Consider the following 25,060-nt stretch of genomic DNA (forward strand, 5'->3'; position numbering starts at 1 on the left):
CATGAAAACCCGCCGCCCCTTCGTCCCGACTTGACGCCCGACACGGTATCTCAGGCGGGAGCGGCGCCGTCCCTTTTCAGCGCCCCGTGCCGGAGATCCCCGCCATGACCGCCGCCTTCGCCCGCCGACGCACCGTGCAGAGCCTGGAGCCGCCGCGCCGCGACCTCAAGCGGTCGCTCGGATACTACCTGGGCTGGGCCGCCATCCTGACGGTGCTGGCCTGGTCGTGGGAGGGGGCGGACATGCGCCCCGGCGCCCTGGTGCAGTACTGGCCCAACATGGTGCGCTTCGCCGAGGGCTTCTTCCCGCCTGCCTTCGGCGAGTGGCAGATGTACCTGGAGGAAATGGTCATCACGGTGCAGATCGCCGTGTGGGGCACTTTCCTCTCCATCGTGCTGTCCATTCCCTTCGGCATCCTGTCGTCGGAAAACATGGTGCCGTGGTGGGTCTATCAGCCGGTGCGCCGCCTGATGGACGCCTTCCGCGCCATCAACGAGATGGTCTTCGCCATGCTGTTCGTGGTGGCGGTGGGTCTCGGGCCGTTCGCCGGCGTGCTGGCGCTGTTCATCCACACCACCGGCATCCTCGCCAAGCTGTTCTCCGAGGCGGTGGAGGCGGTGGACCCGCGCCCCATCGAAGGCATCCGCGCCACCGGCGCCGGCTGGCTGCAGGAAGTGGTGTTCGGCGTCATCCCGCAGGTCATCCCGCTGTGGATCAGCTACAGCCTCTACCGCTTTGAAAGCAATGTGCGTTCCGCCACCGTGCTGGGCATCGTCGGGGCCGGCGGCATCGGCCAGGTGCTGTGGGAATACATCCGCGGCTTCTACTACGCCGAGACGGCGGCGGTGATGCTGATCATCATCCTGACCGTGTCGCTGATCGACGTCGCCTCGCAGCGCCTTCGCAAGATGTTCCTGTAAGCCCATGGCCATGCACGAAATCATGCCGAAAACCCTGAGCGTCGCGCCGTTCATCCACCCGGCGGCGGAGGTGCGCGACTGTTCCTTCGGCCGCTATTGCGAGGTCGGCGCCCGCACCCGGCTGGCGGAAACCACCTTCGACGATTACAGCTACATCGGCGAGGATTGCGAGGTCATCTACACCACCGTCGGCAAGTTCGTGAACATCGCCGCCGCGGTGCGTCTGAACCCCGGCCAGCATCCCGTCGACCGGCCGAGCATGCATCACTTCCAGTACCGCAGCGCCATGTACGGCATGGGGCCGGACGATGATGCCTTCTTCGGCTGGCGGCGGTCGCAGCCGCTGACCATCGGCCACGACGTCTGGATCGGCCATGGCGCCACCATCATGGGCGGCCTCAGCATCGGCACCGGGGCGGTGATCGGCGCCGGGGCGGTGGTCACCCGCGACGTGCCGGACTACACCATCGTCGCCGGCGTGCCGGCCCGCCCCCTGCGCGAGCGCTTTCCGCCCGACGTCCAGCGGGCGCTGAAGCGCATCGCCTGGTGGCACTGGGACCACGAGCGCCTGACGGAGGCACTGCCGGATTTCCGCACCCTCGGCGTCGAAGGCTTCATTCGGAAGTACGGATGAGGCCTCGCCCGGCCGGTGCCAACGGTGCGGCCGCAGGTACCGGAAATCACCGTCTTCGGTTCCTTTACGGCTAAAAGGTATATGCGCGGTTCTTCCGCATACCAGTGGCAAAGCCGACTTTCGTCGTCACCTATTTCGCGGTAGAGCTTCCGCCGAAGGGCGTAGGCACGTGCGGCGGGTTTCCCGGACCTGCCGGCGGCGCGGGCCCGGCCGGTTCACCCGAAAGAAGATCGGAACAATGCTGCTTGAGAAATTCTCGATTGCCCGCCGCCTGTGGCTGCCGGTGATCGTGGCGGCCGTCGGCGTGGTTGCCGCTTCGGCCATCGGACTGGTGATGATCAAGTCGGTGATGCTGTCGGAGCGCGAGGAGATGCTGCGCTCGGTGGCGTCCTCCACGGTCACCGCGGCGGTGCAGGCCGCCCGCGGCGCCGACGGCGCGCTTGACGTGGAGGCGCTGGCGGAAGCCATGAAGGGCGCCCGCTTCGGCGACAACGAGTACTTCTTCCTCTACGGCTACGACGCGGTGATGCGCATGCACCCGCACAATCCGTCGCTGCTCGGCAAGGACCGCAGCGGCATCGCCGACACCACCGGCAAGCTCTACGTGGCCGAGATGGTGCAGAAGGCCCGCGCCGGCGGCGGCACCGTCACCTACTGGTTCCCCAAGCCCAACCAGACCGAGCCGTCGCCCAAGATGGCCTACGTCTTCCCCATCGCCGGCACCGACCTGTTCGCCGCCACCGGCGTCTACATTGACGACATCGAGCACGCCTTCTGGAGCCGCGCCACGGTGCTGGCGGCGGTTGCGGCCGTTCTGCTGGTGGTGGCTGTGCTGGCCTCGCTGCTGCTGCGCCGCTCCATCGTCGGGCCGCTGGCGGAGCTGACGGCGGACATGCAGCGGCTGGCCACCGGCGACACCTCCGTGGTCGTCGAGGGCACCGAGCTGAAGACCGAACTGGGCGCCTTCGCCCGCGCCCTGGAGGTGTTCAAGGAGAACGCCATCGAGCGCGACGCCGCCCTGGCCCGCGAGCGCGAGGAGGAACGCCGCCGCAGCGAGCGCGCCGCCCGCATCGACGCCCTGACCGCCGAGTTCCAGCGCGACGTCACCGCCCTGGTGGCGGAAGTGGACGATGCCGCCCACCACCTGTCGGAAACCGCCTCCACCCTGTCGGCGGCGGCGGCCCAGACCACCGGCCAGTCGGCCGAGGTGGCGGCGGCCTCCACCCAGGCGTCGACCAACGTCGAGTCGGTCGCCTCGGCCACCGAGGAACTGTCGGCCTCGGTGTCGGAAATCGGCCGTCAGGTGCAGAAGTCGTCGGAAATTGCCGCCCGCGCCGTGGCCCAGGCGGAAAGCACCAACACCACCATCAGCGGCCTGGCCGTCGCCGCCGACCGCATCGGCCAGATCGTGCAGCTGATCACCGACGTGGCCTCGCAGACCAACCTGCTGGCGCTCAACGCCACCATCGAGGCGGCGCGCGCCGGCGAGGCCGGCAAGGGCTTCGCCGTGGTGGCGAACGAGGTGAAGAGCCTCGCCACCCAGACCGCCCGCGCGACGGAAGAGATCGCCAACCAGATCACCGACATCCAGAAGGAAACCAACCGCGCCGTCGATGCCATGCGGGAAATCGCCGCCACCATCGAAGAGATGAACGGCATCTCCGCCGGCATTTCCTCGGCGGTGGAAGAGCAGCACGCCGCCACGGCGGAAATCGCCCGCAACATCCAGCAGGCGTCCCACGGCGTGGCGGATGTCAGCCGCAGCATCGTCGGCGTGTCGTCGGCGGCGGAACTGACCAGCAATGCCTCCGACGAGGTGCACGGCCGCGCCGGCGGCCTGAAGCAGCAGGCCCGCACCCTCGGCCAGTCGGTGGAAAGCTTCCTGGCCCGCATCCAGGCGGCCTGATCCTCCCCGCACTACTGCCACCGGCCACGGGCCCGGCCGCCACCCTGGCGCCGGGCCCGTGGTCTGTCTGTCGGCCGGCCGTGTACGACATCCGACAATGGCCGGGATGCGACACAGGGGCCTTGGCTCAACCTGTTGATATTGCAGCCTTCCTGCTCTGGCATGAGGGTTGCTTTCCCTGGCGGTACCACCTCGGGACCACTCCCCCAGCCCCGGAGGACGCCGCCAATGCTGAAAGAGAAGATCCAGGACCTCTTCAACGAGCCCGGTTGCGACAAGAACCAGGCCAAGAGCGCCGCCGAGCGCAAGAAGGGGTGCACCACCAAGGGCCTGACGCCCGGCGCCGCCGCCGGCGGCTGCGCCTATGACGGTGCGCTGATCGCCCTGCAGCCCATCACCGACGTCGTGCATCTGGTCCACGGGCCCATCGCCTGCCTCGGCAATGCGTGGGACAACCGCCATGCCGCGTCGTCGGGGTCGCAGCTCTACCGCATGGGCTTCACCACCGACATGGGCGAGCTGGACGTGGTCTACGGCGGCGAGAAGAAGCTGTGGAAGGCCATCCGCGACGTCATCGCCGACCGCGACCCGCCGGCGGTGTTCGTCTACCAGACCTGCGTCCCCGCTCTCATCGGTGACGACATCGAGAAGGTCTGCGAGGCCGCGACCGAGAAGTTCGGCCGCCCGGTGGTGCCGGTGAACGCGCCGGGCTTCGTCGGATCGAAAAACCTCGGCAACAAGCTGGGCGGCGAGGCGCTGCTCGACTACGTCATCGGCACGGTGGAGCCCGACGACGCCGGCCCGACCGACGTCAACATCATCGGCGAATACAACCTGTCGGGCGAGCTGTGGCAGGTGAAGCCGCTGCTGGAAAAGCTCGGCATCCGCCTGCGCGCCTGCATCACCGGCGACGCCAGGTTCCAGGACGTGGCGACGGCGCACCGGGCGCGGGTGAACATGATGGTGTGCTCCCAGGCCATGATCAACGTCGGCCGCAAGATGCAGGAACGCTGGGGCATCCCCTACTTCGAGGGCAGCTTCTACGGCATCGAGGACACCTCCGACGTGCTGCGCACCATGGCGCGCATGCTGGTGGAGCGCGGCGCGCCGGCCGACCTGACCGACCGCACCGAGGCGCTGATCGCCGAGGAGGAAGACAAGGCCTGGGCCGCCATCCGCGCCTTCCGCCCGCGCCTGGAGGGCCGCAAGGTGCTGCTCTACACCGGTGGTCACAAGAGCTGGTCGGTGATCTCCGCCCTGCATGAGGTGGGGATGGAGGTGATCCGCACCAGCGTCCGCAAAGCCACCGCCAACGACAAGGCCCGCGCGCTCGACCTCATGGACGGCGATGAAAGCGCCCTGGTCGGCCAGATCCCGGCGCCCGAGATGTACCGCATGCTGGAAGACGGCGAGGCCGACATCATGCTGTCGGGCGGCCGCACCCAGTTCATCGCCCTGAAGGCCCGCCGCCCCTGGCTCGACATCAACCAGGAGCGCCATTACGCCTACGCCGGCTATGTCGGCATGGTGGAACTGGTGCGCCAGCTCGACAAGGCCATCAACAACCCCATGTGGGCGCTGATCCAGAAGGACGCGCCGTGGGACGAGCAGGGCCAAGTCCGAACCAGCGGCGGGGAGGGCTGAGGCCATGCAGAAGCACTCCGACAAGTTCGTCATCGCCCGCAAGTCGGCCTCCACCAACCCGCTGAAGATGTCGGCGCCGCTGGGTGCGGCCATGGCCTACCTGGGGCTGGACGGCTGCCTGCCGCTGTTCCACGGCAGCCAGGGCTGCACCGCCTTCGGCCTCGTGCTGCTGGTACGCCACTTCAAGGAAGCCATCCCGTTCCAGACCACCGCCATGAACGAGGTGACCACCATCCTCGGCGGTATGGACAACGTGGAGCAGGCGGTCCTCAACATCTCCAAGCGGGCGAAGCCGCGCATCATCGGCATCTGCTCCACCGGCCTGACCGAAACCCGCGGCGAGGACACCGGCGCCGACATCCGCGTAATCAAGGCCCGCAATGCCGAGGCGCTGGGCGACTGCGAACTGGTGTTTGCCGCCACGCCCGACTTCGCCGGCGGCATGCAGGAAGGCTGGGGCAAGGCGGTGGCGGCGATCATCGACGCCTTCGTGCCGGCCGCCGATGGCACCCGCGCCTTGCGGCAGGTGAACATCCTCGCCGGCTGCCACATGACGCCCGGCGACGTCGAGGAGCTGCGCGACATGGTCGCCGCCTTCGGGCTGGAGGCCATCGTGCTGCCGGACCTGGCGGGGTCGCTGGACGGCCACGTTCCGGGCCGCTACGTGCCCACCACCTACGGCGGCACCACGCTGGAGGACATGGGGCGCATGCACCGCTCCGTCGCCACCATCGCGGTGGGCGAGCACATGCGCATCTCGGCCGAGCGGCTGGAGGCGCGCACCGGCGTGCCGACGCGCTTCTTCGACAGCCTGACCGGCCTGGATGCGGTGGACCGCCTGATGGTGGCGCTGTCGGACATCTCCGGCCAGCCGGTGCCGCGCAAGTACCGCCGCCAGCGCAGCCAACTGGTGGACGCCATGCTCGACGGCCACTTCCACTTCGGCCAGAAGAAGATCGCGCTGGCCGCCGAGCCCGACCTGCTGTGGGCGGTCGGGCGCCTGTTCACCGACCTGGGGGCGGAGCTGGCGACGGTGGTGACCACCGTGCCGGCGCCGCACCTGGAACGGCTGCCGTGCGCGCAGATCATCGTCGGCGACCTGTGGGACCTGGAGGAAGGGGCGGCGGCCACCGGCGCCGACCTGCTGGTGACCCACAGCCACGGCCGCCAGGCCAGCGAGCGCCTGGGCCTGCCGCTGGTGCGCGTCGGCTTCCCGCAGTTCGATCGCATCGGGGCGAGCCACCAGACGCTGATCGGCTATCGCGGCACGCGGGAGCTGGTGTGCAGCATCGCCAACACCTTCATCGACAGCCAGCACGCCCACAGCCCGCAGGACTGGCAGGAGGATCGCCATGGCGGTTCGCACGCTGCGGCTGGTTGAGCACTCCGCGCCGGCCGATGCCGCCGGCGCCGACCGCAAGAGGGGCACCATGAAGATCGCCTTCACCACCCAGGACATGAAGACCTGCGACGCGCATTTCGCCAGCGCCCGCAACATCGCCGTCTATGAAGTCTCCAAGGACGGCTACCGCTTCCTCGAAGCCATGCAGTTCGACAACACCAGCAACGAGGAAGGCAAGCATTCCGAGGACGGCGACGACCGCATCGCCGGCAAGGTAGCGGCGCTGGGCGGCTGCACCATCCTGTTCGTGAAGGCCATCGGCGGGCCGGCGGCGGCGCGCGTGGTGCAGGCCAAGGTGCACCCGATCAAGCTGCCGCAGCCGGAGCCCATCACGGTGGTGCTCGACCGCATGGTCGGCATGCTGAACGGCGCGCCGCCGCCGTGGCTGCGCAAGGCGCTCGCCCAGACCGACGACCGCGACATGAGCTTCATGGAGGACTGACTGACATGACCACCGACGTTCTGGAGGCCGGCCTCGACGGCGATTTCGTGAAGGAACTGGTGCGCCAGATCCGCGCCCACGACAGCTACGGCACCTGGGAGCGCAAGGACGACGCCGCCCTGCTGGCCGACTTCATCGTCACCAAGGAACAGCGGCGCGAAATCCCCATCATCGGCGACCCCGACCCGGACATCCTGTGGCGGATCGAGATGTTCTACGCCGCCGTCGGCCTGCTGGTGGAACGCCGCACCGGCCGCATGTGCAGCCCGATGATGAAGATGAGCCACGAGGGTTTCGGCCGCCTCATCATGACCACCGGCCGGCTGGTGGCGGTGGTGAAGTCCCTGCGCGACGTCCACCGCTTCGGCTTCGAGACCTTCGAGAAGCTGAACGACGCCGGCGAGAAGCTGGTCGCCGACGCCGTGAAGTGGATCGAGAAGTACCCGCAGGTGGCGGACGAGTGAGGAGGACGGCGGCATGTCGGAAATCGACGACCTGAAGGCGGAGCTGAAGAAGCTCTCGGCCCGCGCCACCACGGCGAAGATGAACCTGCACGACCTGTCGGAGGAACTGCCGACCGACTGGGAGAAGATCCCGGCGGTGGCGCAGGCGACCTACGACGCCCACGCCGCCCTCATGGCCGCGCGGGCGAAGCTGAAGGCGCTGGAGGCGGCGGCGGGCTGAGAGAACCGTCGCCGGAGAGAGACAGAACTGCAAACGGCCTCGAAAATGGGGCCATCGAGAGGGGTAAAGCCATGGCCAACGTGACTTATGCGACCCGCGACGGGACGCCCTGGGAACCGAAGTACATCGAAAGCATCAACATGGCCTCGTGCATCGGCTGCGGCCGCTGCTTCAAGGTGTGTACCCAGGGCGTGCTGGAGCTGAAGGGCGTCAACGACGAGGGCGAGCTGTGCGACCCCTTCGACGACGATGAAGAGATCGAGCGCAAGGTCATGACGGTGGCCAATTCCGGCAAGTGCATCGGCTGCAACAGCTGCGCCGCCGTCTGCGGCGCCAACTGTCAGACCCACGCCGCCGCCGCGGCCTGAAGCGGAGACGGCACATGACGCAGACGGTGTATCGCAGGCTCATGGCGAGCGGTGGCTTGGGGGAGTACGTCGACCGCCATGTCTTCGCCTGCGTGATCGCCGTCTGTCGTGGTGATCCGGCGCGGACCCTTGCCGACGGCACGGGTCTCGCGCCGGACACCTTGACCCTGCTGGTCGACCTCCACTTCCCCGGCTGCGAGGACATCCTCGCCGACCCCCCGACGGCGGTGCCGGACACCGCCGCGGCGCTGGAGGAAGAGGACCTCGTCCAGCTGCTGCTGGATCACCGCAGCGATCCTCACAACATCCGCTCGGCGTGGATGGCGGCGCTGGTGGCCCGCCGCTCGCTCGGGGCCAATCACCTGTGGCAGGACCTCGGCCTGACCCGCCGCGACGAGCTGTCGGCCCTGCTGACCCGCCACTTCCGCCCCCTGGCGGCGCTGAACGTGCAGAACATGAAGTGGAAGAAGTTCTTCTACCGCCAGCTCTGCCAGCGCGAAGGCATCCTCATCTGCAAGGCCCCCAACTGCGAGGTCTGCACCGACTTCGCCCACTGCTTCGGCCCCGAAACCGGCGACCCGCTGGCGACCCTGGCGGAGGCGGCGCGCGTGGCGGCGGAGTAGGCGCTTATACCCATCGACCGCGATTCATGGCAATCTCCGGCAACTAGCTCCGGGGGCTCGCCGCATGTCGTCCTTCACCATCACCTCCGCAGACCCGCTCGACCCGCCGGTCTCCGACCTGATCCGCGAGTGGCTGGCCCTTTCCGCCGCCACCACGCCCGATCCCAGGAGCCGTCATGCCTTCCCGGTCGAGCGTCTGGCCGACCCGCGGGTCTCCTTCTTCGTCGCCCGGACCCAGCGGGCCGATCTCCTCGGCTGCGGGGCACTCTATCGCCACGACGGAGGGCTCGGCGAGGTGAAGAGCATGTACGTCCGCCCCCAGGCGCGGCGGCTCGGGGTCGCGCGGGCCCTGTTGCAACAGGTCGAGGCCGCGGCGCGGGAGGCCGGACTTGCGCGGCTGAGCCTGGAGACGGGGGCCGCGTTCGCCCCTGCCATCGCGCTGTATCGGGCGGCTGGCTTCATCCCCTGCGAGCCGTTCGCCGCCTACCGTCCCGACCCGCTGTCGGTCTTCCTGACGAAGGCGCTGTAATACCCTCACGATCCGTGCGTGTTTCATGTCGTGAATGCGACACAGCCCCGCCGTTGTCGGGAACCGATCACCGGCCGCGGGCGCCTACACCTTCCATATCAAGCACTTAGAACTTGGCATCCGGCTTGCTTTTCCTCCGGCAGAGGTTTCCCCCACGGAGGATGATGCAATGCTCGACGTGACCTCGAACGCTGTGGATGCCATCCGTCGCGTGCTCGGCAAGGGCGATACCGCCGCGCCGGCCGCCGGCCTGCGGATCATGGTCTCGGCCGGCGGCTGCTCCGGCTACCAGTACCGCATGGGCCTGGTGGCGGCCGCCGAGCAGTCCGACACCGTCATCGACCTGGACGACGTCAAGGTGTTCGTCGACGCCGACAGCGCCCCGCTGCTGGCCGGCGCGCGGCTGGATTTCGTGGAAGACATCTCGGGCTCCGGCTTCGTGTTCGACAACCCGCAGGCGGCCGACAAGTGCTCCTGCGGCAAGTCGTTCTCCTGCTGAGCGGCTGACCCGCGCCCGGCCCCACACACCGCCCGCCCGACCGCCCGCGAAGACGACACGTAGACAGGAAGGCCCCCGCCATGTGGAACTACACCGACAAGGTCAAGGAATACTTCTTCGATCCGAAGAACGCCGGCGTGCTGAGCGATGCCAACGGCGTCGGCGAGGTCGGCTCCATCTCCTGCGGCGACGCGCTGCGCCTGATGATCAAGGTGGATGAAGCCACCCACGTCATCACCGAGGCCCGCTTCCAGACCTTCGGCTGCGGCTCGGCCATCGCGTCGTCGTCGGCGCTGACGGAACTGATCATCGGCAAGACGGTGGACGAGGCGCTGGCCGTCACCAACCAGGACATCGCCGACTTCCTGGGCGGCCTGCCGCCGGAGAAGATGCACTGCTCGGTCATGGGGGCGGAAGCCCTGCGCGCCGCCATCGCCAACTACAAGGGCGTCGAGCTGGACGAGGACGACCACGAGGAAGGGGCGCTGCTGTGCAAGTGCTTCGGCATCGACTACGGCATGGTCGAGCGCGCCGTCCGCACCAACGGCCTCACCACCCTCGACCAGGTCACCGCCTACACCAAGGCCGGCGGCAGCTGCAAGACCTGCCACGAGAAGATCGAGGAAGCCCTGGCCGAAATCAACGCCGCCATGGTCGCCGAGGGCGCGCTGGCGGCGGCGGAGGCCTTCTCCGTCGGTGCCGCGCCGTCGCCCAAGGCACCGGCCAGCCCCATCGTGGTGAAGAAGCCCGGCACCTCCGCCCCGGTGCAGGTCAGCCCGCTCGCCGCCCAGGCGGAGAAGGCGCGGCCGGCCGGCCTCACCAACCTGCAGAAGATCACCCTCATCCAGGCCGCCATTGAGGACATCCGCCCGCAGCTGCAGCGCGACGGCGGCGACATCGAACTGGTGGATGTGGACGGCGACACGGTGGTGGTGAAGCTGTCGGGCACCTGCGTCGGCTGCCAGATGAGTTCCATCACCATCCAGGGCGTGCAGGCGGCGGTGATGGAGAAGGTGGGGCGGCCGCTCCGCGTCATTCCGCACACCGCCCTCGCCAGCGCCTGACGCCTGATCCCCCGACCCCCCGCGAGCCGAGAAAGGGACACGCCATGACCGCCGTGACCGCCGCGCCCAAGGGCATCTACCTCGACAACAACGCCACCACCCGCGTCGATCCGCGCGTGGTGGAGGCCATGCTGCCGTTCTTCACCGAGCAGTTCGGCAACCCGTCCTCCATCCACAGCTTCGGCGCCGATGTCGGCAAGGCCGTGCGCTGGGCGCGGGAACAGGTCAAGGCGCTGCTGGGCGCCGAGCACGACACCGAGATCGTGTTCACCTCCGGCGGCACGGAAAGCGACAATGCCGCCATCCTGTCGGCCCTGAAGACGCAGGTCGGCCGCAACGAGATCATCACCTCGGCGGTGGAGCATCCGGCCATCCTGTCCCTGTGCGAGTACCTGGCCAAGCACGAGGGTTATGTGCTGCACGTCATCCCGGTGGACAGCCTCGGCCGGCTGGATATCGAGGCCTATGGCAAGGCGCTGTCGGAGAAGACGGCCATCGTCTCCTTCATGTGGGCCAACAACGAGACCGGCACCATCTTCCCCATCCCGCGACTGGCGGCCATGGCGAAGAAGGTCGGCGCCCTGTTCCACACCGACGCGGTGCAGGCGGTGGGCAAGATCCCGCTCGACCTGGCTCAGACGGAGGTGGATTTCCTGTCGCTGTCCGGCCACAAGCTGCACGGCCCGAAGGGCATCGGCGCGCTGTACGTGCGCCGCGGCGTGCGCTTCCGGCCGATGATCCGCGGCGGCCACCAGGAACGCGACCGGCGCGCCGGCACAGAGAACACCACCGGCATCATCGGCCTCGGCAAGGCCTGCGAGCTGGCGCTGACGCACATGGAGGAGGAGAACACCCGCGTCCGGGCCCTGCGTGACAAGCTGGAGCAGGGCATCGTGTCGCAGGTGTCGCACTGCTTCGTCACCGGCGATGCCGCCAACCGCCTGCCCAACACCTGCAACATCGCCTTCGAGTACATCGAGGGCGAGGCCATCCTGCTGTTCCTCAACCGCCTGGGCATCGCCGCCTCGTCGGGGTCGGCCTGCACCTCGGGGTCGCTGGAGCCGAGCCACGTCATGCGGGCGATGAGCGTGCCCTTCACGGCGGCCCACGGCGCCACCCGCTTCTCGCTGTCGCGCGAGACGACGGAGGCGGAGATCGACGCCACCATCGCCGCCGTGCCCGGCATCATCGACCGGCTGCGCAGCCTGTCGCCGTTCTGGGACAAGAGCGCCCCGCAGGCGGAGAGCTTCCAGCCCGCCTACAGCTGATCACCCTGTGACCCGGGAGGGCGCGGCCATGGCCTTCACCCCCATCGTGATGAACGACACCACCCTGCGCGACGGCGAGCAGACCGCCGGCGTTGCCTTCACCAGCCTGGAACGGCTGGCCATCGCCACCGCCCTGGCCGAGGCCGGGGTGCCGGAAATGGAAGTCGGCATCCCCGCCATGGGGGCGGAGGAACAGGACGACATCCGTTCCATCGTCGCCCTGCGGCTCGGCCCGACGCCCATCGCCTGGTGCCGCATGCTGGATGCCGACCTGACGGCCGCCTATGGATGTGGCGTGCCGATGGTGAACCTGTCGGTCAGCGTGTCCGACCAGCAGATCCGCAACAAGCTCGGCCGCGACCGGGCCTGGGTGCTGGCGCAGGTGGACCGGCTGGTGCGGCAGGCCTGCGACCTCGGCCTTGCGGTGGCGGTGGGGGGCGAGGATTCCAGCCGCGCCGACCCCGACTTCGTGCTGCGGGTGATCGAGGCGGCGGAGAAGGCCGGCGCCCGCCGTTACCGCTTCGCCGACACCCTCGGCATCATGGACCCGTTCTCCACCCGCGCCGTGTTCCAGCGGCTGCGGGCGGCGACGGGGCTGGAGCTGGAAATCCACGCCCACGACGACCTCGGCCTCGCCACCGCGAACTCCCTGGCTGCGGTGATGGGGGGCGCGACTCATGTGTCGACCACCGTCAACGGCCTGGGCGAGCGGGCCGGCAACGCGCCGCTGGAGGAGGTGGTGATGGCGCTTCACCATCTCCACCAGCGCCCCACCGGCGTGCAGCCGCGCGCCCTGCCGCAGGTATCGGCGCTGGTGGCGCAGGCGTCAGGACGGCCGGTGCCGGTGAACAAGTCCATCGTCGGCGACGCCATCTTCACCCATGAAAGCGGCATCCACGTCGCCGGCCTGCTGCGCGACCCGGCCAACTATCAGGCGGTGGACCCGGCGGAGCTGGGGCGATCGCACCGGGTGGTGCTGGGCAAGCACTCCGGCCTCGCCGCCGTCCTCAACGCCTGCCAGGACATCGGCCTGGCGGTGGAAGAGGCGCAGGGCCGCGCCATGCTCGCCCGCGTCCGCCAGCACGCCGCCGAGACCAAGCGACCGCCGTCGCCGGACGACCTCAAGCGCTTCTTCCTCGACACCGTGGCGGTGGCGGAGGCGGCGGTCGACCTGCGCGGCGCCGAGCCCGCCTCGCGGAGGACCAACTGATGACGGCCGTTCCCGCCATGACCGACGATCCCGCCGCCTCCGCCGCTGCCTCGCGCCCGCCGCTGCCCGGCCTGTTCGCCCTGCTGCGGGAGGACGTGGACAGCGTGCTCGCCCGCGACCCGGCGGCGCGCGGCCGGCTGGAGGTGCTGTTCACCTACCCCGGTCTGCATGCGGTGATGATCCACCGCCTGACCCATGGCCTGTGGCGGCGCGGCTTCCGCTTCACGGCGCGGTTTCTGGCCTTCCTCGGCCGGCTGGTCACCAATGTGGACATCCACCCCGGCGCCACCATCGGCCGGCGCTTCTTCGTCGACCACGGCGCCGGCGTGGTGATCGGCGAGACGGCGGAGATCGGCGACGACGTGACGCTGTACCAGGGCGTCACCCTCGGCGGCACCTCCCTCAGCAAGGGCAAGCGCCACCCGACGCTGGAGGACGGCGTGCTGGTGGGGGCGGGGGCGAAGATCCTGGGCGCCAACCGCATCGGCCGCGGCGCCCGCATCGGCGCCAATTCGGTGGTCATCGGCGACGTGCCGCCGGCCATGACGGTGGTCGGCATTCCCGGCCGCATCGTCTGGCCGGAGGACCGCAAGCGCCCGGCCGTCGCCGGCATCGACCTCGACCACCACCTGATGCCCGATCCGGTCGGCAAGGCGCTGGCCTGCATGCTCGACCGCATCTCCGAGCTGGAAGACAAGCTGGCGCGGGTGGCGCCGCACCTGCTCACCGACGATGCCGGCGCCAGCGCCGCGCTGCTCGCCCGCCCCGATCCGCAGGACCATCACCTGTGCGGCGAGCCCTGCGACGGCGCCTGCCTCGGCCACGGCGGCGAGGCGGCGGCTGCGCCCCGCATCGCGCTGCCGTCCTGACCCGTTCAACCGACCCTCAACCCCCGGAGGTCCCCGTCATGAGCACCTTCCTCGACACCTTTTCCCGCCTGTCGGCGGCGGAAGAGATCTTCGATTTCCTCGGCGTGCCCTACGACGCCCACGTGGTGCGGGTGAACCGCCTGCACATCCTCAAGCGCATGCACGACTACCTGCGGCGGGAAAGCAGCGAGGGGCTGGACGATGCCGCCCTGCGCGACGTCTATCGCGCCGCGCTCACCCGCGCCCATGCCGACTTCAGCACCAGCAACGCGGTGACGGAAAAGGTGTTCAAGGTGTTCCGCGATCAGGCCGGGCAGGGCTTCGTCGGACTGGATGACATCGAGGTGCTGCCGGCGCGCGGCTGACCCCGAACCCCCTGCCGGTTTGGGGTTGCGGCGCGCCGCCGGATCGGGGACAACGGGCCTTCGAACCCATTACGGAGTGTTTGCCATGTCCCCCTCCCAGGTCCGCGCGTCGCACATCCTGCTGATGTACGTCGGCTCCATGCGCTCGACCGCCAGCCGCAGCAAGGACGAGGCGAAGGCCGAGATCGAGTCCCTGAAGGCCCAGATCGACGGCGGCGCCAGCTTCGCCGAACTGGCCCAGAAGCACTCCGACTGCCCCTCGGGCCAGGAAGGCGGTGACCTCGGCTTCTTCCCGCGCGGCGCCATGGTGCCGGAATTCGAAAAGGCCGCCTTCGCCATGGAACCGGGCGAGACCTCGGGCGTGGTGGAAACCTCCTTCGGCTACCACCTGATCCAGCGCACGGCCTGATTTCAAGGCAGGGGCCGCGCGGCGCAGTCGCGCCGTTCAGGGAGCGGTGAGGGGACTCACCGCTCCCTGGCTGGTTCTGGCGCCTGATCGACCGGGGCGCTCTGTGCTATGCCGCGCCGTCAGGCCACCCGGTCCGGCGCCGGGGCGCCGCGGAATACCGCATCCAGATTGTCCAGCGCCCGCATGCCCATGGCGGTGCGGGTTTCCAGCGTTGCCGTGCCCAGGTGCGGCAGCAGGAAGGCGCTGGGCAGGTCGAGGTAGCCGGGGTTGACCGCCGGCTCGCCGTCGTAGACATCAAGCCCCGCCGCCGCCACCCGGCCGCTGCGCAGGGCGTCGATCAGGGCGGCGTCGTCGATCACCGTGCCGCGGGCCGTATTGACCACCACTGCCCCCGGAGGCAGCAGGGCCAGCCGCTCCGCGTTGAGGAAGTGGCGATTCTCGGCCGACCCCGGCATGTGGACCGAGAGGAAGTCCGACACCGCCAGCAGGCTTTCCGCCGTGTCGTGCCAGATCAGGCCGAGAACCTGTTCCTCCGCCGCCGACAGGCGGGTGCGCTTGGTGTAGTGCAGGCGCATGCCGAAGGCCGCCGCCCGCCGTGCCACCGCCATGCCGATGCGCCCCATGCCGAGGATGCCCAGCCGCTTGCCGCCGGGGTGCATGCCGAGCAACTGGGTCGGAGTCCAGCCGGTCCAGCGGCCCTCGCGCACCAGCGTCTCGCCCTCCCACGCCCGCCGGGCCGCGCCCAGCAGGCACAGCAGGGCGATGTCGGCCGTCGCCTCGGTCACCACCTCGGGGGTATTGGTGACCACCAGCCCGCGCGCCCGCGCCGCCGCCAGGTCGATGTGATCGTAACCGACGGAGAAGGTGGCGATGGCTCGCACCCGCGCCGGCAGGGCGGCGATGACCTCGGCCGTCAGGCGGTCGGTGGGGGTGACCAGCAAGGCGTCGGCATCGCAGGCGGCGGCGGCCTCCACCAGCTCGCTGCCGGTATAGGGGCGGTCCTGCGGGTTCAGGCGGGCATTCCAGTCGCGGGCGGCCCGTGCCTCCACCGGCTCCGGCAGGCGGCGGGAGAGCAGGAGAACCGGTTTGTCGGCCATGGGAAATCCCTTATAGTTGTTGTTCCTGCACGGCGCCGCTCGGCGGCGGTCGGCGCATCCACTGGCGGAGCATAGCGGACCATGGCGGTCGGAATCACCACCGGGAATACGGTCGGGGTCATCGGCCTCGGCATCATGGGCGCGTCCATGGCGCGCAACCTGATGAAGGCGGGCTTCCCGGTGCACGGCTACACCCGCACCAAGGCGCGCGCCGAAGGGCTGATTGCCGACGGGCTGGTGTGGCAGGAGTCGCCGGCGGCGCTGGCGGCAGCCTGTGACGTCATCATCACCATGGTCGGCTACCCGCAGGATGTGGAAGAGACCTATTACGGCGACGGCGGCATCCTGAGCCATGCCCGACCGGGCAGCTACCTGATCGACATGACCACCAGCTCGCCGTCGCTGGCCGCCAGGATTGCCCAGGATGCCGAGATGCGGGCGCTGCATGCGCTGGATGCGCCGGTGTCGGGCGGCGACGTCGGGGCGCGCGAGGGCACGCTCGCCATCATGTGCGGCGGCCGGCAGGAGGATTTCGACGCCGTGCTGCCGGTGTTCCAGGCCATGGGCAAGACCATCGCCCTGCTCGGCCCGGCGGGCGCCGGCCAGCACACCAAGATGGTCAACCAGATCGTCATCGCCGGCACCATCATGGGCGTCGCCGAGGCCATGAGCTACGCCGGCCGCGCCGGGCTGGACCGCAACGCCGTGCTGGACGTCATCGGCCAGGGGGCGGCGGGCGGCTTCCAGCTGAACGTGCTCGGGCGGCGCATGGCGCAGGGGGATTTCGCGCCCGGCTTCTTCGTCCATCACTTCCAGAAGGACATGGGCATCGCCGCCGCCGAGGCGGAGGAGCTTGGCCTTGACCTGCGCGCCCTGCAACTGGCGCTGCAGCAGTTCCAGCGCTATGTCGACGAACGCAACGGCCGCGAGCGCGGCACCCACGGGATTCTCGAACTCTACGACTGAGCGGTCGCGCGCATGTGGGGGTGCGCCGGCAAAATCGTGGCGCAGCAGGGGGATACAGCATGAAGTTCGCAGGGGACTACCGCATTCCGGCACCGCGCGAAGCGGTGTGGCAGGCGCTGAACGATACCGAGATCCTGAAGGCCAGCATCGACCAGCTGGAAGCGCTGGAGTGGACGGCGCCGGATGCTCTGCGGGCGACGGTGGCGACGCCGGTCGGGCCGCTCACCGCCCGCTTCCAGGCCACCATCACCCTGACGGAGGTGGAGCCGCCGCACCGCTATGTGCTCAGCGGCCGGGGCGAGGGCGGCATGGCCGGTTTCGCCGGCGTGGTGGCGCGGGTGCGGCTGGAGGACGACGGCGAGGACGCCACCCGTCTGGTCTACGACTGCGACGTGGAGATCGGCGGCAAGCTGGCCGATGTCGGCGGCGGTGTCGTCAAGGCGGTGGCCGACCGGGCGGCGGAGGCCTTTCTGGAGGGGTTCACCAGCCGCCTGCTGGTCGCCATGGCGGCGGCGCCCTTCGATCTGGCGGCGCTGCTGGGCGACGCCGATGCCGACGGCGCGGCCGCCGGGGCCGAGGCGGTCGATGCGCCGTTCTCGTGGGGCGGGGCGGGCAGCCGCATCGGCGACCGTCTGCGCGAGCTGGAGGCGCTCAGCCTGACGGAACAGGGCGCGGCGGGGCTGGTGGTCGGCGGGGCCAGTGGCACGGGGGCCGGATCGGTGCCGGGCGGCAGCATCCCCCTCAACGCCACGACGGCGATCATCGTCGCCGGCTGGGGGGCCATGGCGGGCATCCTGCTGCTGCTGTTCGCCATCTAGGCGGGGCGCAGGCGCCGCCGGATCGGGCCGGGCAGACCTCGACAGAAGAGGCGGGGGCAGAAGAGGCGGGGGCGCCGGGTCGGCGCCCGCCTGCGGACTGCCGCCTCAGTGCTTGTGGCGGAAGACGATGCGGGCCTTGGTGAGATCGTAGGGGGTCATCTCGACATCGACCTTGTCGCCGACGGAAACGCGGATGCGGAACTTGCGCATCTTGCCGGCGGTATGGGCCAGCACTTCATGCTCGTTGTCGAGCTTCACGCGGAACATGGCGTTGGGCAGCTTCTCGACCACCGTGCCGCCGAATTCGAGCACTTCTTCCTTGGACATGGCAAACTCCTTGTCTGGTCGTCCGACGGCCGGGGCGCGGTGACGACGGGGCTTCATCCCCGCATCGGGTGCGGGGGCGGACGACGGGTTCGTCGTAGTGAACGCCGGAAGGCAAAAAGGCTTTCGCAGCGGGGGGATACCGCCGCCGTGCGAGCACGATGCCGGGTCCGGGCAAGGGCGGCGCAACCAGGGCGCCGGACGAAAGGGGCGCCCGCGCCAATGGCGGCCACCCCATGTTGTGGTGTGTTATATAAAGACCCCGGCGCCCGCTGGCAAGTTGCATGCCGCCGTGCCGACGCGGCTCAGCGTTGCGGACAAAGCGTTTCCGCCAGCCGGGCGAAGAACGAGGCGCCCGCCGTCAGGATGTCGTCGTTGAAGTCGTAGCGCGGGTTGTGCAGGCCGACGCAGCCCAGCGCCGGGCTGCCCTCGCCGTTGCCGATGAAGCCGTAGGCGCCCGGCTTGACCTGCAGGAAGAAGCTGAAGTCCTCGGCGAACATCACCGGATGCTGCACCAGCGCCTTGTCCTCGCCCAGGGTTTCGGCCGCCACGCGCAGCGCCGCCTCCGCCTCGGCGGCGGTGTTGACGGTGGGCGGATAGCCGTACTGGTAGTCGAAGCTCATGGTCACATCGTGCGCCGCGGCGATGCCGTCGATCACCCGTCGCATGCCGGCGATGGCGGCCTCGCCCAGATCCTTGTCGAAGTAGCGCACGGTGCCGCCCAGGCGGGCGGTATCGGGCAGCACGTTGAAGGTGTCGCCGGCGTGGAACTCGGTGACCGAGATCACCAGCGTCTCGTGCGGCGGGCAGTTGCGGCTGACCAGATGCTGCAACGCCTGCACCAGCGCCGCCCCGGCCACCACCGGATCGCGGCCGAGGTGCGGCGCGGCGGCATGGGCGCCCTTGCCCTGGATGGTGATGGAAAAGCGGTCGGCGGCGGCCATCACCGGCCCCGGCGACACCGCCACGGCGCCGGCCGGCAGGCCGGGCATGTTGTGGACGCCGAACACGCTCTCCACCGGCCAGCGGTCGAACACGCCGTCCTCGATCATGGCGCGGGCGCCGGCGCGGCCTTCCTCCGCCGGCTGGAACAGGAACACCAGGGTGCCGGAGAAGCGCCGCGTTTCCGCCAGATAGCGCGCCGCCCCCAGCAGCATGGCGGTATGGCCGTCGTGGCCGCAGGCGTGCATGACGCCGTCGTGGCGGGAGCGGTGCGGCCGGTCGGCCAACGTTTCCTGGATCGGCAGGGCGTCCATGTCGGCCCGCAGGCCGATCATCGGGCCGTCGCCCTGGCGCAGCACGCCGACCACGCCGGTGCCGCCGATGCCTTCCACCACCTCGTCGAAGCCGAACTCCCGCAGCCGCTCCGCCACCGTCTTCGCCGTCCGATGCTCCTCGAAGGCCAGTTCGGGGTGCATGTGCAGGTCGTGGCGCCATGCGACCAGATCGTCGCGGAAGCCGGCGATGCGGTTGATGACGGGCATTCGGGGCGGACTCCTCGGCTGTCGATGGGGCAGGGTAGCGCGTGCAGTGGCTCTTGCGAAGCGGCCTCGGCGCGGCCTAAGCATGGGGCTCGGGCCGCCGTCGGTGGCCCTGGAGATGGGGGCGCCGGCGCCCGCCGGCAAGCGAGGGAGCGGATGACGGGGGCAGGGGGGCAGCACACCGACAGCCCGGCGGGCGGACCGGCCGCCTCGCCCTGGGGCGTGCTGGCCGCCACCACGGCGGTGCAGGCGCTGATCAGCATGGCCGCCCTGACGCCGCCGGTGTTCGCCGCTGTGGCGACGCGGGAGGTGGGGCTGCCGGCCAGCTTCGTCGGCTATTACACCTCGCTGGTCTACCTGGGGGCGATGCTGACCTCGCTCATCTCCGGCAGTCTGGTCGGCCGCTTCGGCGCCATGCGGGTGAGCCAGGTCTGCCTGCTGCTGTGCGGCGGCGGCCTGGCGGTGCTGGCCGCCACCCAGGCCGGTCCGCTGCTGGCGCTGGCGGTGGCCGGGGCGCTGGTGATCGGCTTCGGCTACGGCCCCGTCACCCCGGCGTCGAGCCACATCCTCGCCCGCTCCACGCCGGCCCATCGGCGCGGGCTGGTGTTCTCGCTCAAGCAGACCGGGGTGCCCATCGGCGGCATGCTGGCCGGCGCGGCAGTGCCGCCGCTGGTGCTGTGGGGCGACTGGCGGCTGGCGGCGATGGCAGTGGCGGCAGTGGCGGCGGTGCTGGCCCTGGTGGTGCAGCCGGCGCGCCCCGGACTGGATGCCGACCGCGACCCCGGCCGCAGCCTGCGCGCCGCCGGCGTGCTGGGGCCGCTGCGGCTGGTGTGGCGGCATCGACCGCTGCGGCTGCTGTCGCTCGCCTCCTTCACCTTCGCGGCGATCCAGCTCAGTCTGGCGAGCTTCCTGGTCACCTACCTTGTGCAGCGGGTGGGGCTGACCCTGGTCGATGCCGGCTTGGTGCTGGCCGTGGCCCAGGGCAGCGGCATCGCCGGCCGCGTGGTGTGGGGCATCGTCGCCGACCGCTGGTGCGGCGCCCGCGTGACGCTGGTCGGGCTGGCGGTGGTGATGGCGGCGGCGGCGCTGGCGGCGGGCTGGCTGTTCCCGCTGCTGCCGCTGGCGGTGATCGTCGCCGTCGCGGCGGTGTTCGGCGCCACGGCCATCGGCTGGAACGGCGTCTTCCTGGCCGAGATCGCCCATCTGGCCCCGAGCGGCCGGGCCGGCGAGGCCACCGGCGGGGCGCTGTTCTTCACCTACGGCGGCGTGGTCTGCGGCCCGTCGCTGTTCGGCGTGGCGGTGGAGACCCTGCCCGGCGATTACGGCGCCGCCTTCACCGCCTTTGCCGTCGCGGCGCTGGCGGGCGGCGTTCTCACCCTGCGGGCCGGCGGCGGCCGGCGGCAGACGGAGGATCGGCAGTCATGATCGTGCTGTTCACCGATTTCGGCCTCACCGGCCCCTATGTCGGCCAGATGAAGGCGGTGCTGGCGCAGCAGGCGCCGGGGGTGCCGGTGATCGACCTGTTCGCCGATGCGCCGGCCTTCGAGCCGCAGCTGTCGGCCTATCTGCTGGCTGCCTATGCGCCGTGGTTCCCGCCCGGCACCGTGTTCCTGTGCGTGGTCGACCCCGGCGTCGGCACCGACGAGCGCCTGCCGGTGGCGGTGCGGGCCGGCGGCCGCTGGTTCGTCGGCCCCGGCAACGGCCTGTTCGAGCCGGTGATGCGCCGCAGCCCGCAGCCGGCGGAGGCGTGGCGCATCGCATGGCAGCCGCCGCAGCTGTCGGCCAGCTTCCACGGCCGCGACCTGTTCGCCCCGGTGGCGGCGGAACTGGCGACCGCGCCGACCGTCAGCGGCCGGCTGGAGACTGTCGACCCGGCGCTCCTCGCCCGCCCCGACTGGCCGGACGACCTTGCCCGCATCGTCTATGTCGATCCCTACGGCAATGCCATGACCGGCCTGCGGGCCTCGGCGGTACCGGGCGATGCGGTGCTGCGGGTCGGCGGGACATCCATCGCACCGGCCCGGACTTTTGGCGAGGTGCCGGTGGGATGCACCCTGTGGTATGAGAATTCGACCGGACTGGTCGAGATTGCCGTCAACAGGGGGCGGGCCGCAGAAGTCTTGGGGTTGCGGCCCGGCATGGCGGTGGATTTCACCTGACGGTCGTGGCAGGGGCGTGCCAATGCGCGTATCCTGTTGCGCAAGAACCATAAAGCGTAGAAGCTGACGAAATGCGGTCGACGGGGGAAAGCGACAGACCGATGCGGTGTCGAGAGGGGTGCAGTCGGAAATGTCATTCACCGTAAAGTTCTGGGGCGTGCGGGGCAGCATCGCGTGCCCGTCCCCGAACCATGTCATCTATGGCGGCAATACAAGCTGTATCGAGGTGATTGCCGGCAAGCGGCACATCATCCTTGATGCCGGCACGGGCATTCGCAACCTGGGTCACCGGTTCATCCAGGAGGACATCCAGGAAGCGGTGCTGCTGCTGACGCACACGCACTGGGACCACATCAACGGGTTCCCGTTCTTCGCGCCGCTGTTCCAGAAGAACCGCAGCTTCGACATCTACGCCGGCCACCTGTGGGATACCGGCGGGGTGCAGAGCGTGCTGGCCTCCAGCATGTCCAACCCCATGTTCCCGGTGCCGCTGGCGGCGCTGCAGGCCAGCCTGCGGTTCCACGATTTCCGCGCCGGCGAAACCCTGGACCTGGGGCCGGGGGTGACGGTGAAGACGGCGCCGCTGAACCATCCCAACGGCGCCACCGGCTATCGCATCGAGTACGACGGCCGGTCCGTGTGCTACGTCACCGATACGGAACACCTGCCGGGCCAGCCGGACGACAACGTGCTGCAGCTGATCGCCGGCGCCGATCTGGTGATCTACGACAGCACCTATACCGATACCGAGTTCCCGGCCCGCGTCGGCTGGGGCCATTCCACCTGGCAGGAAGGCGTGCGCCTGTGCCGTCAGGCGGATGTGCGGCGGCTGGCCATCTTCCACCACGACCCCGACCACGACGACGCCTTCATGGCCGAGCTGGAGGACGAGGCGCATCTGCTGTGGGACGGCACCTTCGTCGCCCGCGAAGGCATGCAGGTGACGGTCGGCGACTGAGCCGAGGCTGGCGGCGCCTCTACACCGCCACCAGCAGCAGCCCGGCATAGAGCGCGGCACCACCGGCGAAGGCGCCGAAGTGGCTGCCGCGCTCCTCCGGCAGTTCCTCCTTCAGGATGTTCAGCATCATGCCGCCGGCCAGGAAGGCGAACAGCAGCCCGACGGCCGCATCCGGCAGGCGGGTGGCGACGCCCAGCGCCCAGCCGGCGGCGGCGCTGGCCGTCAGCAGCCAGCGGCCGTGGCGGCGGTAGCGCTCGCGGTGATCGCGCAGCAGGGCGAAGTCGGTGCTGACGAAATGCAGGGCCATGGCGACGGCGAACAGCAGCAGGGCGGTCAGCGACTCTGCCTCCCGGTGGCTGAGCAGGTAGCCGACGAAGGCATTGTAGGCGGCGAAGGCGGCCAGATGGACGGCGTAGAGGCCGGGGCGCGGCGCATCGGGCGGCAGCGGGTCGTGCCGCTGTCGCTGCCGCCGCCGCTTCACCGCTCGCTCCATGCCGTAGAAGGCGGCGAGGCCGGCCAGCGCGACGGCGTGGATGGTCTGTTCCCGCACCAGCCAGGCGCCGTCCTCGGTCTCCGGCGCCAGCGACTGCTGATGCAGCGCCAGTTCCGGCAGGATGTGCATGAACAGGTAGGCGACAGCCCCGCCGCCGGCCGCCGACAGCCAGCGGCTGCGCGGGGCATGGTCGACCAGATGCAGGTGATGGACCCCCAGGTGCACCACGGCGAACAGCAGGGTGCAGGCAAAGGTGGCAACGACCATCAGGCAGGCTCCCGGCGGGTGAACTCCTGCACGGTCAATGCCTGGGGCCGCCGGCGGGTGCGCGCTGGCGGGGACGGCCGGACGGATCAGCGCGGATAGACGCGCACCACCACTCGCCGGTTGATTTCCTGGTTCATGGGCAGCGGATCGCCATAGGCGTCGCGGTTGGGCACCTTCGGCCGGGTGTCGGCATAGCCGATGGCCTCCATGCGCTCCGGCGTGATGCCGGTATCGGCGAAGAAGCGCACCACGCGCGTCGCGCGCCCGGCCGACAGTTCCCAGTTGGAGGGGAAGACCTGGGTGGCGATGGGGCTGTCGTCGGTATGCCCCTGCACCTCAATCTGGAAGCCGCGGTAGCGCTCGGCCGCGATGGTGGCGGCGATGCGCTGCAGCGGCTGGATGGCTTCCTCCCGGATCTCGGCCGAGCCCGGCTCGTAGAAGGCGGAGGAGGCGAACTCGATGGTCAGGCCCTGGTCGTCGGTGCCGACGGCAACCACGTCTTCCAGCTTCATGGCCTGCACGGCGTCCTGCACGTCGATCTTCAGCAGCTGGATCGGCCGCACCGTGTCACGGTTGCCGATGCCCTTGGCGACGCCCGCCTTGACCTGTTCGAACAGCACCACGTCCACCTTGGAGATGGACACCAGCATGATGAAGAACGTCAGCAGCAGGGTGACCATGTCGGCGAAGGTGGTCATCCAGTCTTCGTCGGCTTCCACCTTCTTCCGCTGAAAGCGGTTCCCCATGTTCTGGATCATGGCGCTAGCCCTTCCGCATGCGGTCGATGCTGAAGTGGATCGACGGGTCGAGGTAGGCGTTCATCTTGTCCTGGATGTACCGCGGGCTCTTGCGCTCGGCCAGCAGGGCGAGGCCCTCGGCGATCAGGTAGTTGCGGAAGCGCAGGATTTCCTCGCGCTGCTGCACCTTGGTGGCGGCCGGCAGCAGGATGAGGCGGGCAAACAGGATGCCGTAAAGGGTGGTGATCAGCGCCACCGCCATGCCCGGACCGATCTTGGACGGGTCTTCGCCCATGTTGTCGAGCATGATGATCAGGCCGACCAGGGTGCCGATCATGCCGAAGGCCGGTGCCGTCGACGACATGGCGCGCAGGATGTCGGACTGCACGGTGTTGCGCTGGAAGGTGGTCTCGACGGTGGTCGCCAGGATCTCGCGGATTTCCTGGCCGGTGTAGCCGGAGATCACCAGGTCGATGCCGAAGCCGAGGAAGCGGTCCTGGTGGCGGACCTTGCCGGCGTCGCTTTCCAGGCCCGGCAGGCCGCTTTTCTGGATGATGTAGCCCCAGCGGATCACCCGTCCGACCTCGTTGGTCAGGATGGAGCGGGTGACCTTGTTGACGAACAGCACCGACTGCAGGCTTTTCAGCGACAGCAGCACATAGCGGAATTCATAGGCGGTGAAGGTGGCGGCGAAGGTGCCGCCGATCACCATGATCACGCTGGGGAGGTTGAGGAAGACCCAGAAATTTTCCGTCGACAGCACGATGGCGCCGACGAAAAGCCCGAACCCTACCAGCACACCGATGATCGTTGCGAACGACATATAGCTTCTGCCCCTCTCGACGCGCCGTTCTCGGCCCCGTCTCTCCCCGAACGCGCCGCCGGTCTTACGGAGTAAGCACTATAGGCGAAGGCCAACTCAAA

At 69.6% G+C, this 25,060-nt stretch carries 29 protein-coding genes; 23 read left to right on the forward strand and 6 right to left on the reverse strand.

Annotated features, from left to right (window positions below; translation table 11 throughout):
- The first annotated feature begins 104 nt into the window (after positions 1-104).
- The 18 genes from phnE to ABD056_RS13735 all read left to right on the forward strand — a co-directional run bounded on the left by phnE (position 105) and on the right by ABD056_RS13735 (position 14,836).
- Positions 105-920, forward strand: a complete 816-nt coding sequence (phnE, locus tag ABD056_RS13650) for a phosphonate ABC transporter, permease protein PhnE (protein ID WP_343867412.1) — start codon at positions 105-107, stop codon at positions 918-920.
- 22 nt (positions 921-942) lie between these two features.
- On the forward strand, positions 943-1,554 hold the full coding sequence (locus ABD056_RS13655) for a DapH/DapD/GlmU-related protein (RefSeq protein WP_343867414.1): 612 nt from the start codon (positions 943-945) through the stop codon (positions 1,552-1,554).
- A gap of 238 nt (positions 1,555-1,792) precedes the next feature.
- Positions 1,793-3,460, forward strand: coding sequence for a methyl-accepting chemotaxis protein (locus tag ABD056_RS13660; protein ID WP_343867415.1), 1,668 nt, complete (start codon positions 1,793-1,795; stop codon positions 3,458-3,460).
- A 228-nt stretch (positions 3,461-3,688) separates the two neighbouring features.
- Complete coding sequence (nifE, locus tag ABD056_RS13665) at positions 3,689-5,104, forward strand: nitrogenase iron-molybdenum cofactor biosynthesis protein NifE (protein ID WP_343867416.1); 1,416 nt, start codon at positions 3,689-3,691, stop codon at positions 5,102-5,104.
- Between the two features lie 4 nt (positions 5,105-5,108).
- The gene (nifN, locus tag ABD056_RS13670; protein ID WP_343867418.1) at positions 5,109-6,485 is read left to right on the forward strand and encodes a nitrogenase iron-molybdenum cofactor biosynthesis protein NifN; all 1,377 of its coding nucleotides are present in this window, start codon (positions 5,109-5,111) and stop codon (positions 6,483-6,485) included.
- Positions 6,457-6,948 (forward strand): nitrogen fixation protein NifX, encoded by a 492-nt coding sequence (gene nifX, locus ABD056_RS13675; protein ID WP_343867419.1) that lies wholly within the window; start codon positions 6,457-6,459, stop codon positions 6,946-6,948. Before nifN ends, nifX begins: the two co-directional genes overlap by 29 nt.
- A gap of 5 nt (positions 6,949-6,953) precedes the next feature.
- A complete protein-coding gene (locus tag ABD056_RS13680; RefSeq protein WP_343867421.1) occupies positions 6,954-7,412 on the forward strand; it encodes a NifX-associated nitrogen fixation protein in 459 nt (152 codons plus the stop codon).
- Positions 7,413-7,425: 13 nt separating this feature from the next.
- The gene (locus ABD056_RS13685; RefSeq protein ID WP_343867422.1) at positions 7,426-7,632 is read left to right on the forward strand and encodes a CCE_0567 family metalloprotein; all 207 of its coding nucleotides are present in this window, start codon (positions 7,426-7,428) and stop codon (positions 7,630-7,632) included.
- Positions 7,633-7,703: 71 nt separating this feature from the next.
- Positions 7,704-8,000 carry a ferredoxin III, nif-specific gene (gene fdxB / locus ABD056_RS13690; protein WP_343867424.1) on the forward strand — a complete coding sequence of 99 codons (297 nt, stop codon included), beginning with the start codon at positions 7,704-7,706 and terminating at the stop codon, positions 7,998-8,000.
- A 14-nt stretch (positions 8,001-8,014) separates the two neighbouring features.
- Positions 8,015-8,623, forward strand: coding sequence for a nitrogen fixation protein NifQ (locus tag ABD056_RS13695; protein ID WP_343867425.1), 609 nt, complete (start codon positions 8,015-8,017; stop codon positions 8,621-8,623).
- A gap of 64 nt (positions 8,624-8,687) precedes the next feature.
- Positions 8,688-9,152, forward strand: a complete 465-nt coding sequence (locus tag ABD056_RS13700; protein WP_343867427.1) for a GNAT family N-acetyltransferase — start codon at positions 8,688-8,690, stop codon at positions 9,150-9,152.
- Positions 9,153-9,321: 169 nt separating this feature from the next.
- Positions 9,322-9,651 carry a HesB/IscA family protein gene (locus ABD056_RS13705; RefSeq protein WP_343867429.1) on the forward strand — a complete coding sequence of 110 codons (330 nt, stop codon included), beginning with the start codon at positions 9,322-9,324 and terminating at the stop codon, positions 9,649-9,651.
- Between the two features lie 80 nt (positions 9,652-9,731).
- Positions 9,732-10,715, forward strand: a complete 984-nt coding sequence (nifU, locus tag ABD056_RS13710; RefSeq protein WP_343867431.1) for a Fe-S cluster assembly protein NifU — start codon at positions 9,732-9,734, stop codon at positions 10,713-10,715.
- A gap of 44 nt (positions 10,716-10,759) precedes the next feature.
- Entirely contained in the window at positions 10,760-11,983 is a 1,224-nt protein-coding gene (gene nifS / locus ABD056_RS13715) for a cysteine desulfurase NifS (RefSeq protein WP_343867432.1), read from the forward strand.
- 28 nt (positions 11,984-12,011) lie between these two features.
- Positions 12,012-13,193, forward strand: a complete 1,182-nt coding sequence (gene nifV, locus ABD056_RS13720; protein ID WP_343867433.1) for a homocitrate synthase — start codon at positions 12,012-12,014, stop codon at positions 13,191-13,193.
- Positions 13,193-14,062, forward strand: a complete 870-nt coding sequence (gene cysE, locus ABD056_RS13725) for a serine O-acetyltransferase (protein ID WP_425545039.1) — start codon at positions 13,193-13,195, stop codon at positions 14,060-14,062. The genes nifV and cysE overlap by 1 nt, the downstream gene beginning before the upstream one ends.
- A 38-nt stretch (positions 14,063-14,100) precedes the next feature.
- Positions 14,101-14,427 (forward strand): nitrogenase-stabilizing/protective protein NifW, encoded by a 327-nt coding sequence (gene nifW, locus ABD056_RS13730; RefSeq protein ID WP_343867434.1) that lies wholly within the window; start codon positions 14,101-14,103, stop codon positions 14,425-14,427.
- Positions 14,428-14,512: 85 nt separating this feature from the next.
- Positions 14,513-14,836, forward strand: a complete 324-nt coding sequence (locus ABD056_RS13735) for a peptidylprolyl isomerase (protein WP_343867435.1) — start codon at positions 14,513-14,515, stop codon at positions 14,834-14,836.
- Positions 14,837-14,955: 119 nt separating this feature from the next.
- Here the strand turns inward: ABD056_RS13735 and ABD056_RS13740 are convergent, their stop codons facing one another.
- Positions 14,956-15,933, reverse strand: coding sequence for a 2-hydroxyacid dehydrogenase (locus ABD056_RS13740; protein WP_343867436.1), 978 nt, complete (start codon positions 15,931-15,933; stop codon positions 14,956-14,958).
- 81 nt (positions 15,934-16,014) lie between these two features.
- Between ABD056_RS13740 and ABD056_RS13745 the strand changes: the two genes are divergently transcribed.
- Positions 16,015-16,899 (forward strand): NAD(P)-dependent oxidoreductase, encoded by an 885-nt coding sequence (locus tag ABD056_RS13745; RefSeq protein ID WP_343867438.1) that lies wholly within the window; start codon positions 16,015-16,017, stop codon positions 16,897-16,899.
- 59 nt (positions 16,900-16,958) lie between these two features.
- Positions 16,959-17,717, forward strand: a complete 759-nt coding sequence (locus ABD056_RS13750; RefSeq protein WP_343867440.1) for an SRPBCC family protein — start codon at positions 16,959-16,961, stop codon at positions 17,715-17,717.
- 105 nt (positions 17,718-17,822) lie between these two features.
- On the opposite strand, the gene infA is transcribed toward ABD056_RS13750, so the two are convergent.
- Both infA and ABD056_RS13760 read right to left on the reverse strand, forming a co-directional pair.
- Positions 17,823-18,044: a translation initiation factor IF-1 gene (gene infA, locus ABD056_RS13755; protein ID WP_343867442.1), complete on the reverse strand. Its 222-nt coding sequence runs from the start codon at positions 18,042-18,044 to the stop codon at positions 17,823-17,825.
- A gap of 302 nt (positions 18,045-18,346) precedes the next feature.
- Complete coding sequence (locus ABD056_RS13760) at positions 18,347-19,525, reverse strand: M20 aminoacylase family protein (protein ID WP_343867444.1); 1,179 nt, start codon at positions 19,523-19,525, stop codon at positions 18,347-18,349.
- 153 nt (positions 19,526-19,678) lie between these two features.
- Between ABD056_RS13760 and ABD056_RS13765 the strand changes: the two genes are divergently transcribed.
- From ABD056_RS13765 to ABD056_RS13775, 3 genes are all read left to right on the forward strand, one after another.
- Entirely contained in the window at positions 19,679-20,947 is a 1,269-nt protein-coding gene (locus tag ABD056_RS13765) for an MFS transporter (RefSeq protein ID WP_343867447.1), read from the forward strand.
- Complete coding sequence (locus ABD056_RS13770) at positions 20,944-21,681, forward strand: SAM hydrolase/SAM-dependent halogenase family protein (RefSeq protein WP_343867449.1); 738 nt, start codon at positions 20,944-20,946, stop codon at positions 21,679-21,681. Before ABD056_RS13765 ends, ABD056_RS13770 begins: the two co-directional genes overlap by 4 nt.
- A gap of 130 nt (positions 21,682-21,811) precedes the next feature.
- Complete coding sequence (locus ABD056_RS13775) at positions 21,812-22,639, forward strand: MBL fold metallo-hydrolase (RefSeq protein ID WP_343867451.1); 828 nt, start codon at positions 21,812-21,814, stop codon at positions 22,637-22,639.
- Positions 22,640-22,658: 19 nt separating this feature from the next.
- On the opposite strand, the gene ABD056_RS13780 is transcribed toward ABD056_RS13775, so the two are convergent.
- The 3 genes from ABD056_RS13780 to ABD056_RS13790 form a co-directional block, all read right to left on the reverse strand.
- Positions 22,659-23,399: a hypothetical protein gene (locus ABD056_RS13780; RefSeq protein ID WP_343867453.1), complete on the reverse strand. Its 741-nt coding sequence runs from the start codon at positions 23,397-23,399 to the stop codon at positions 22,659-22,661.
- A gap of 86 nt (positions 23,400-23,485) precedes the next feature.
- A complete protein-coding gene (locus ABD056_RS13785) occupies positions 23,486-24,157 on the reverse strand; it encodes an OmpA/MotB family protein (RefSeq protein ID WP_343867456.1) in 672 nt (223 codons plus the stop codon).
- 4 nt (positions 24,158-24,161) lie between these two features.
- Positions 24,162-24,959 carry a motility protein A gene (locus ABD056_RS13790; protein WP_343867458.1) on the reverse strand — a complete coding sequence of 266 codons (798 nt, stop codon included), beginning with the start codon at positions 24,957-24,959 and terminating at the stop codon, positions 24,162-24,164.
- Positions 24,960-25,060: the final 101 nt, after the last annotated feature.

It is taken from the genome of Caenispirillum bisanense, assembly GCF_039523075.1.
In the GTDB taxonomy this organism is placed as follows: domain Bacteria; phylum Pseudomonadota; class Alphaproteobacteria; order Rhodospirillales; family Rhodospirillaceae; genus Caenispirillum; species Caenispirillum bisanense.

Coding starts and splice junctions, on each gene's coding strand:
- nifE (WP_343867416.1), top strand. CDS start 3,689: ATGCTGAAAGAGAAGATCCAGGACCTCTTCAACGAGCCCGGTTGCGAC.
- ABD056_RS13660 (WP_343867415.1), top strand. CDS start 1,793: ATGCTGCTTGAGAAATTCTCGATTGCCCGCCGCCTGTGGCTGCCGGTG.
- ABD056_RS13775 (WP_343867451.1), top strand. CDS start 21,812: ATGTCATTCACCGTAAAGTTCTGGGGCGTGCGGGGCAGCATCGCGTGC.
- ABD056_RS13735 (WP_343867435.1), top strand. CDS start 14,513: ATGTCCCCCTCCCAGGTCCGCGCGTCGCACATCCTGCTGATGTACGTC.
- ABD056_RS13695 (WP_343867425.1), top strand. CDS start 8,015: ATGACGCAGACGGTGTATCGCAGGCTCATGGCGAGCGGTGGCTTGGGG.
- ABD056_RS13750 (WP_343867440.1), top strand. CDS start 16,959: ATGAAGTTCGCAGGGGACTACCGCATTCCGGCACCGCGCGAAGCGGTG.
- ABD056_RS13765 (WP_343867447.1), top strand. CDS start 19,679: ATGACGGGGGCAGGGGGGCAGCACACCGACAGCCCGGCGGGCGGACCG.
- ABD056_RS13770 (WP_343867449.1), top strand. CDS start 20,944: ATGATCGTGCTGTTCACCGATTTCGGCCTCACCGGCCCCTATGTCGGC.
- cysE (WP_425545039.1), top strand. CDS start 13,193: ATGACGGCCGTTCCCGCCATGACCGACGATCCCGCCGCCTCCGCCGCT.
- ABD056_RS13760 (WP_343867444.1), bottom strand. CDS start 19,525: ATGCCCGTCATCAACCGCATCGCCGGCTTCCGCGACGATCTGGTCGCA.
- ABD056_RS13655 (WP_343867414.1), top strand. CDS start 943: ATGCCGAAAACCCTGAGCGTCGCGCCGTTCATCCACCCGGCGGCGGAG.
- phnE (WP_343867412.1), top strand. CDS start 105: ATGACCGCCGCCTTCGCCCGCCGACGCACCGTGCAGAGCCTGGAGCCG.
- ABD056_RS13745 (WP_343867438.1), top strand. CDS start 16,015: ATGGCGGTCGGAATCACCACCGGGAATACGGTCGGGGTCATCGGCCTC.
- fdxB (WP_343867424.1), top strand. CDS start 7,704: ATGGCCAACGTGACTTATGCGACCCGCGACGGGACGCCCTGGGAACCG.
- nifS (WP_343867432.1), top strand. CDS start 10,760: ATGACCGCCGTGACCGCCGCGCCCAAGGGCATCTACCTCGACAACAAC.
- nifN (WP_343867418.1), top strand. CDS start 5,109: ATGCAGAAGCACTCCGACAAGTTCGTCATCGCCCGCAAGTCGGCCTCC.
- nifW (WP_343867434.1), top strand. CDS start 14,101: ATGAGCACCTTCCTCGACACCTTTTCCCGCCTGTCGGCGGCGGAAGAG.
- ABD056_RS13780 (WP_343867453.1), bottom strand. CDS start 23,399: ATGGTCGTTGCCACCTTTGCCTGCACCCTGCTGTTCGCCGTGGTGCAC.
- ABD056_RS13680 (WP_343867421.1), top strand. CDS start 6,954: ATGACCACCGACGTTCTGGAGGCCGGCCTCGACGGCGATTTCGTGAAG.
- ABD056_RS13740 (WP_343867436.1), bottom strand. CDS start 15,933: ATGGCCGACAAACCGGTTCTCCTGCTCTCCCGCCGCCTGCCGGAGCCG.
- nifU (WP_343867431.1), top strand. CDS start 9,732: ATGTGGAACTACACCGACAAGGTCAAGGAATACTTCTTCGATCCGAAG.
- ABD056_RS13700 (WP_343867427.1), top strand. CDS start 8,688: ATGTCGTCCTTCACCATCACCTCCGCAGACCCGCTCGACCCGCCGGTC.
- ABD056_RS13705 (WP_343867429.1), top strand. CDS start 9,322: ATGCTCGACGTGACCTCGAACGCTGTGGATGCCATCCGTCGCGTGCTC.
- nifV (WP_343867433.1), top strand. CDS start 12,012: ATGGCCTTCACCCCCATCGTGATGAACGACACCACCCTGCGCGACGGC.
- ABD056_RS13685 (WP_343867422.1), top strand. CDS start 7,426: ATGTCGGAAATCGACGACCTGAAGGCGGAGCTGAAGAAGCTCTCGGCC.
- ABD056_RS13785 (WP_343867456.1), bottom strand. CDS start 24,157: ATGATCCAGAACATGGGGAACCGCTTTCAGCGGAAGAAGGTGGAAGCC.
- nifX (WP_343867419.1), top strand. CDS start 6,457: ATGGCGGTTCGCACGCTGCGGCTGGTTGAGCACTCCGCGCCGGCCGAT.
- infA (WP_343867442.1), bottom strand. CDS start 18,044: ATGTCCAAGGAAGAAGTGCTCGAATTCGGCGGCACGGTGGTCGAGAAG.
- ABD056_RS13790 (WP_343867458.1), bottom strand. CDS start 24,959: ATGTCGTTCGCAACGATCATCGGTGTGCTGGTAGGGTTCGGGCTTTTC.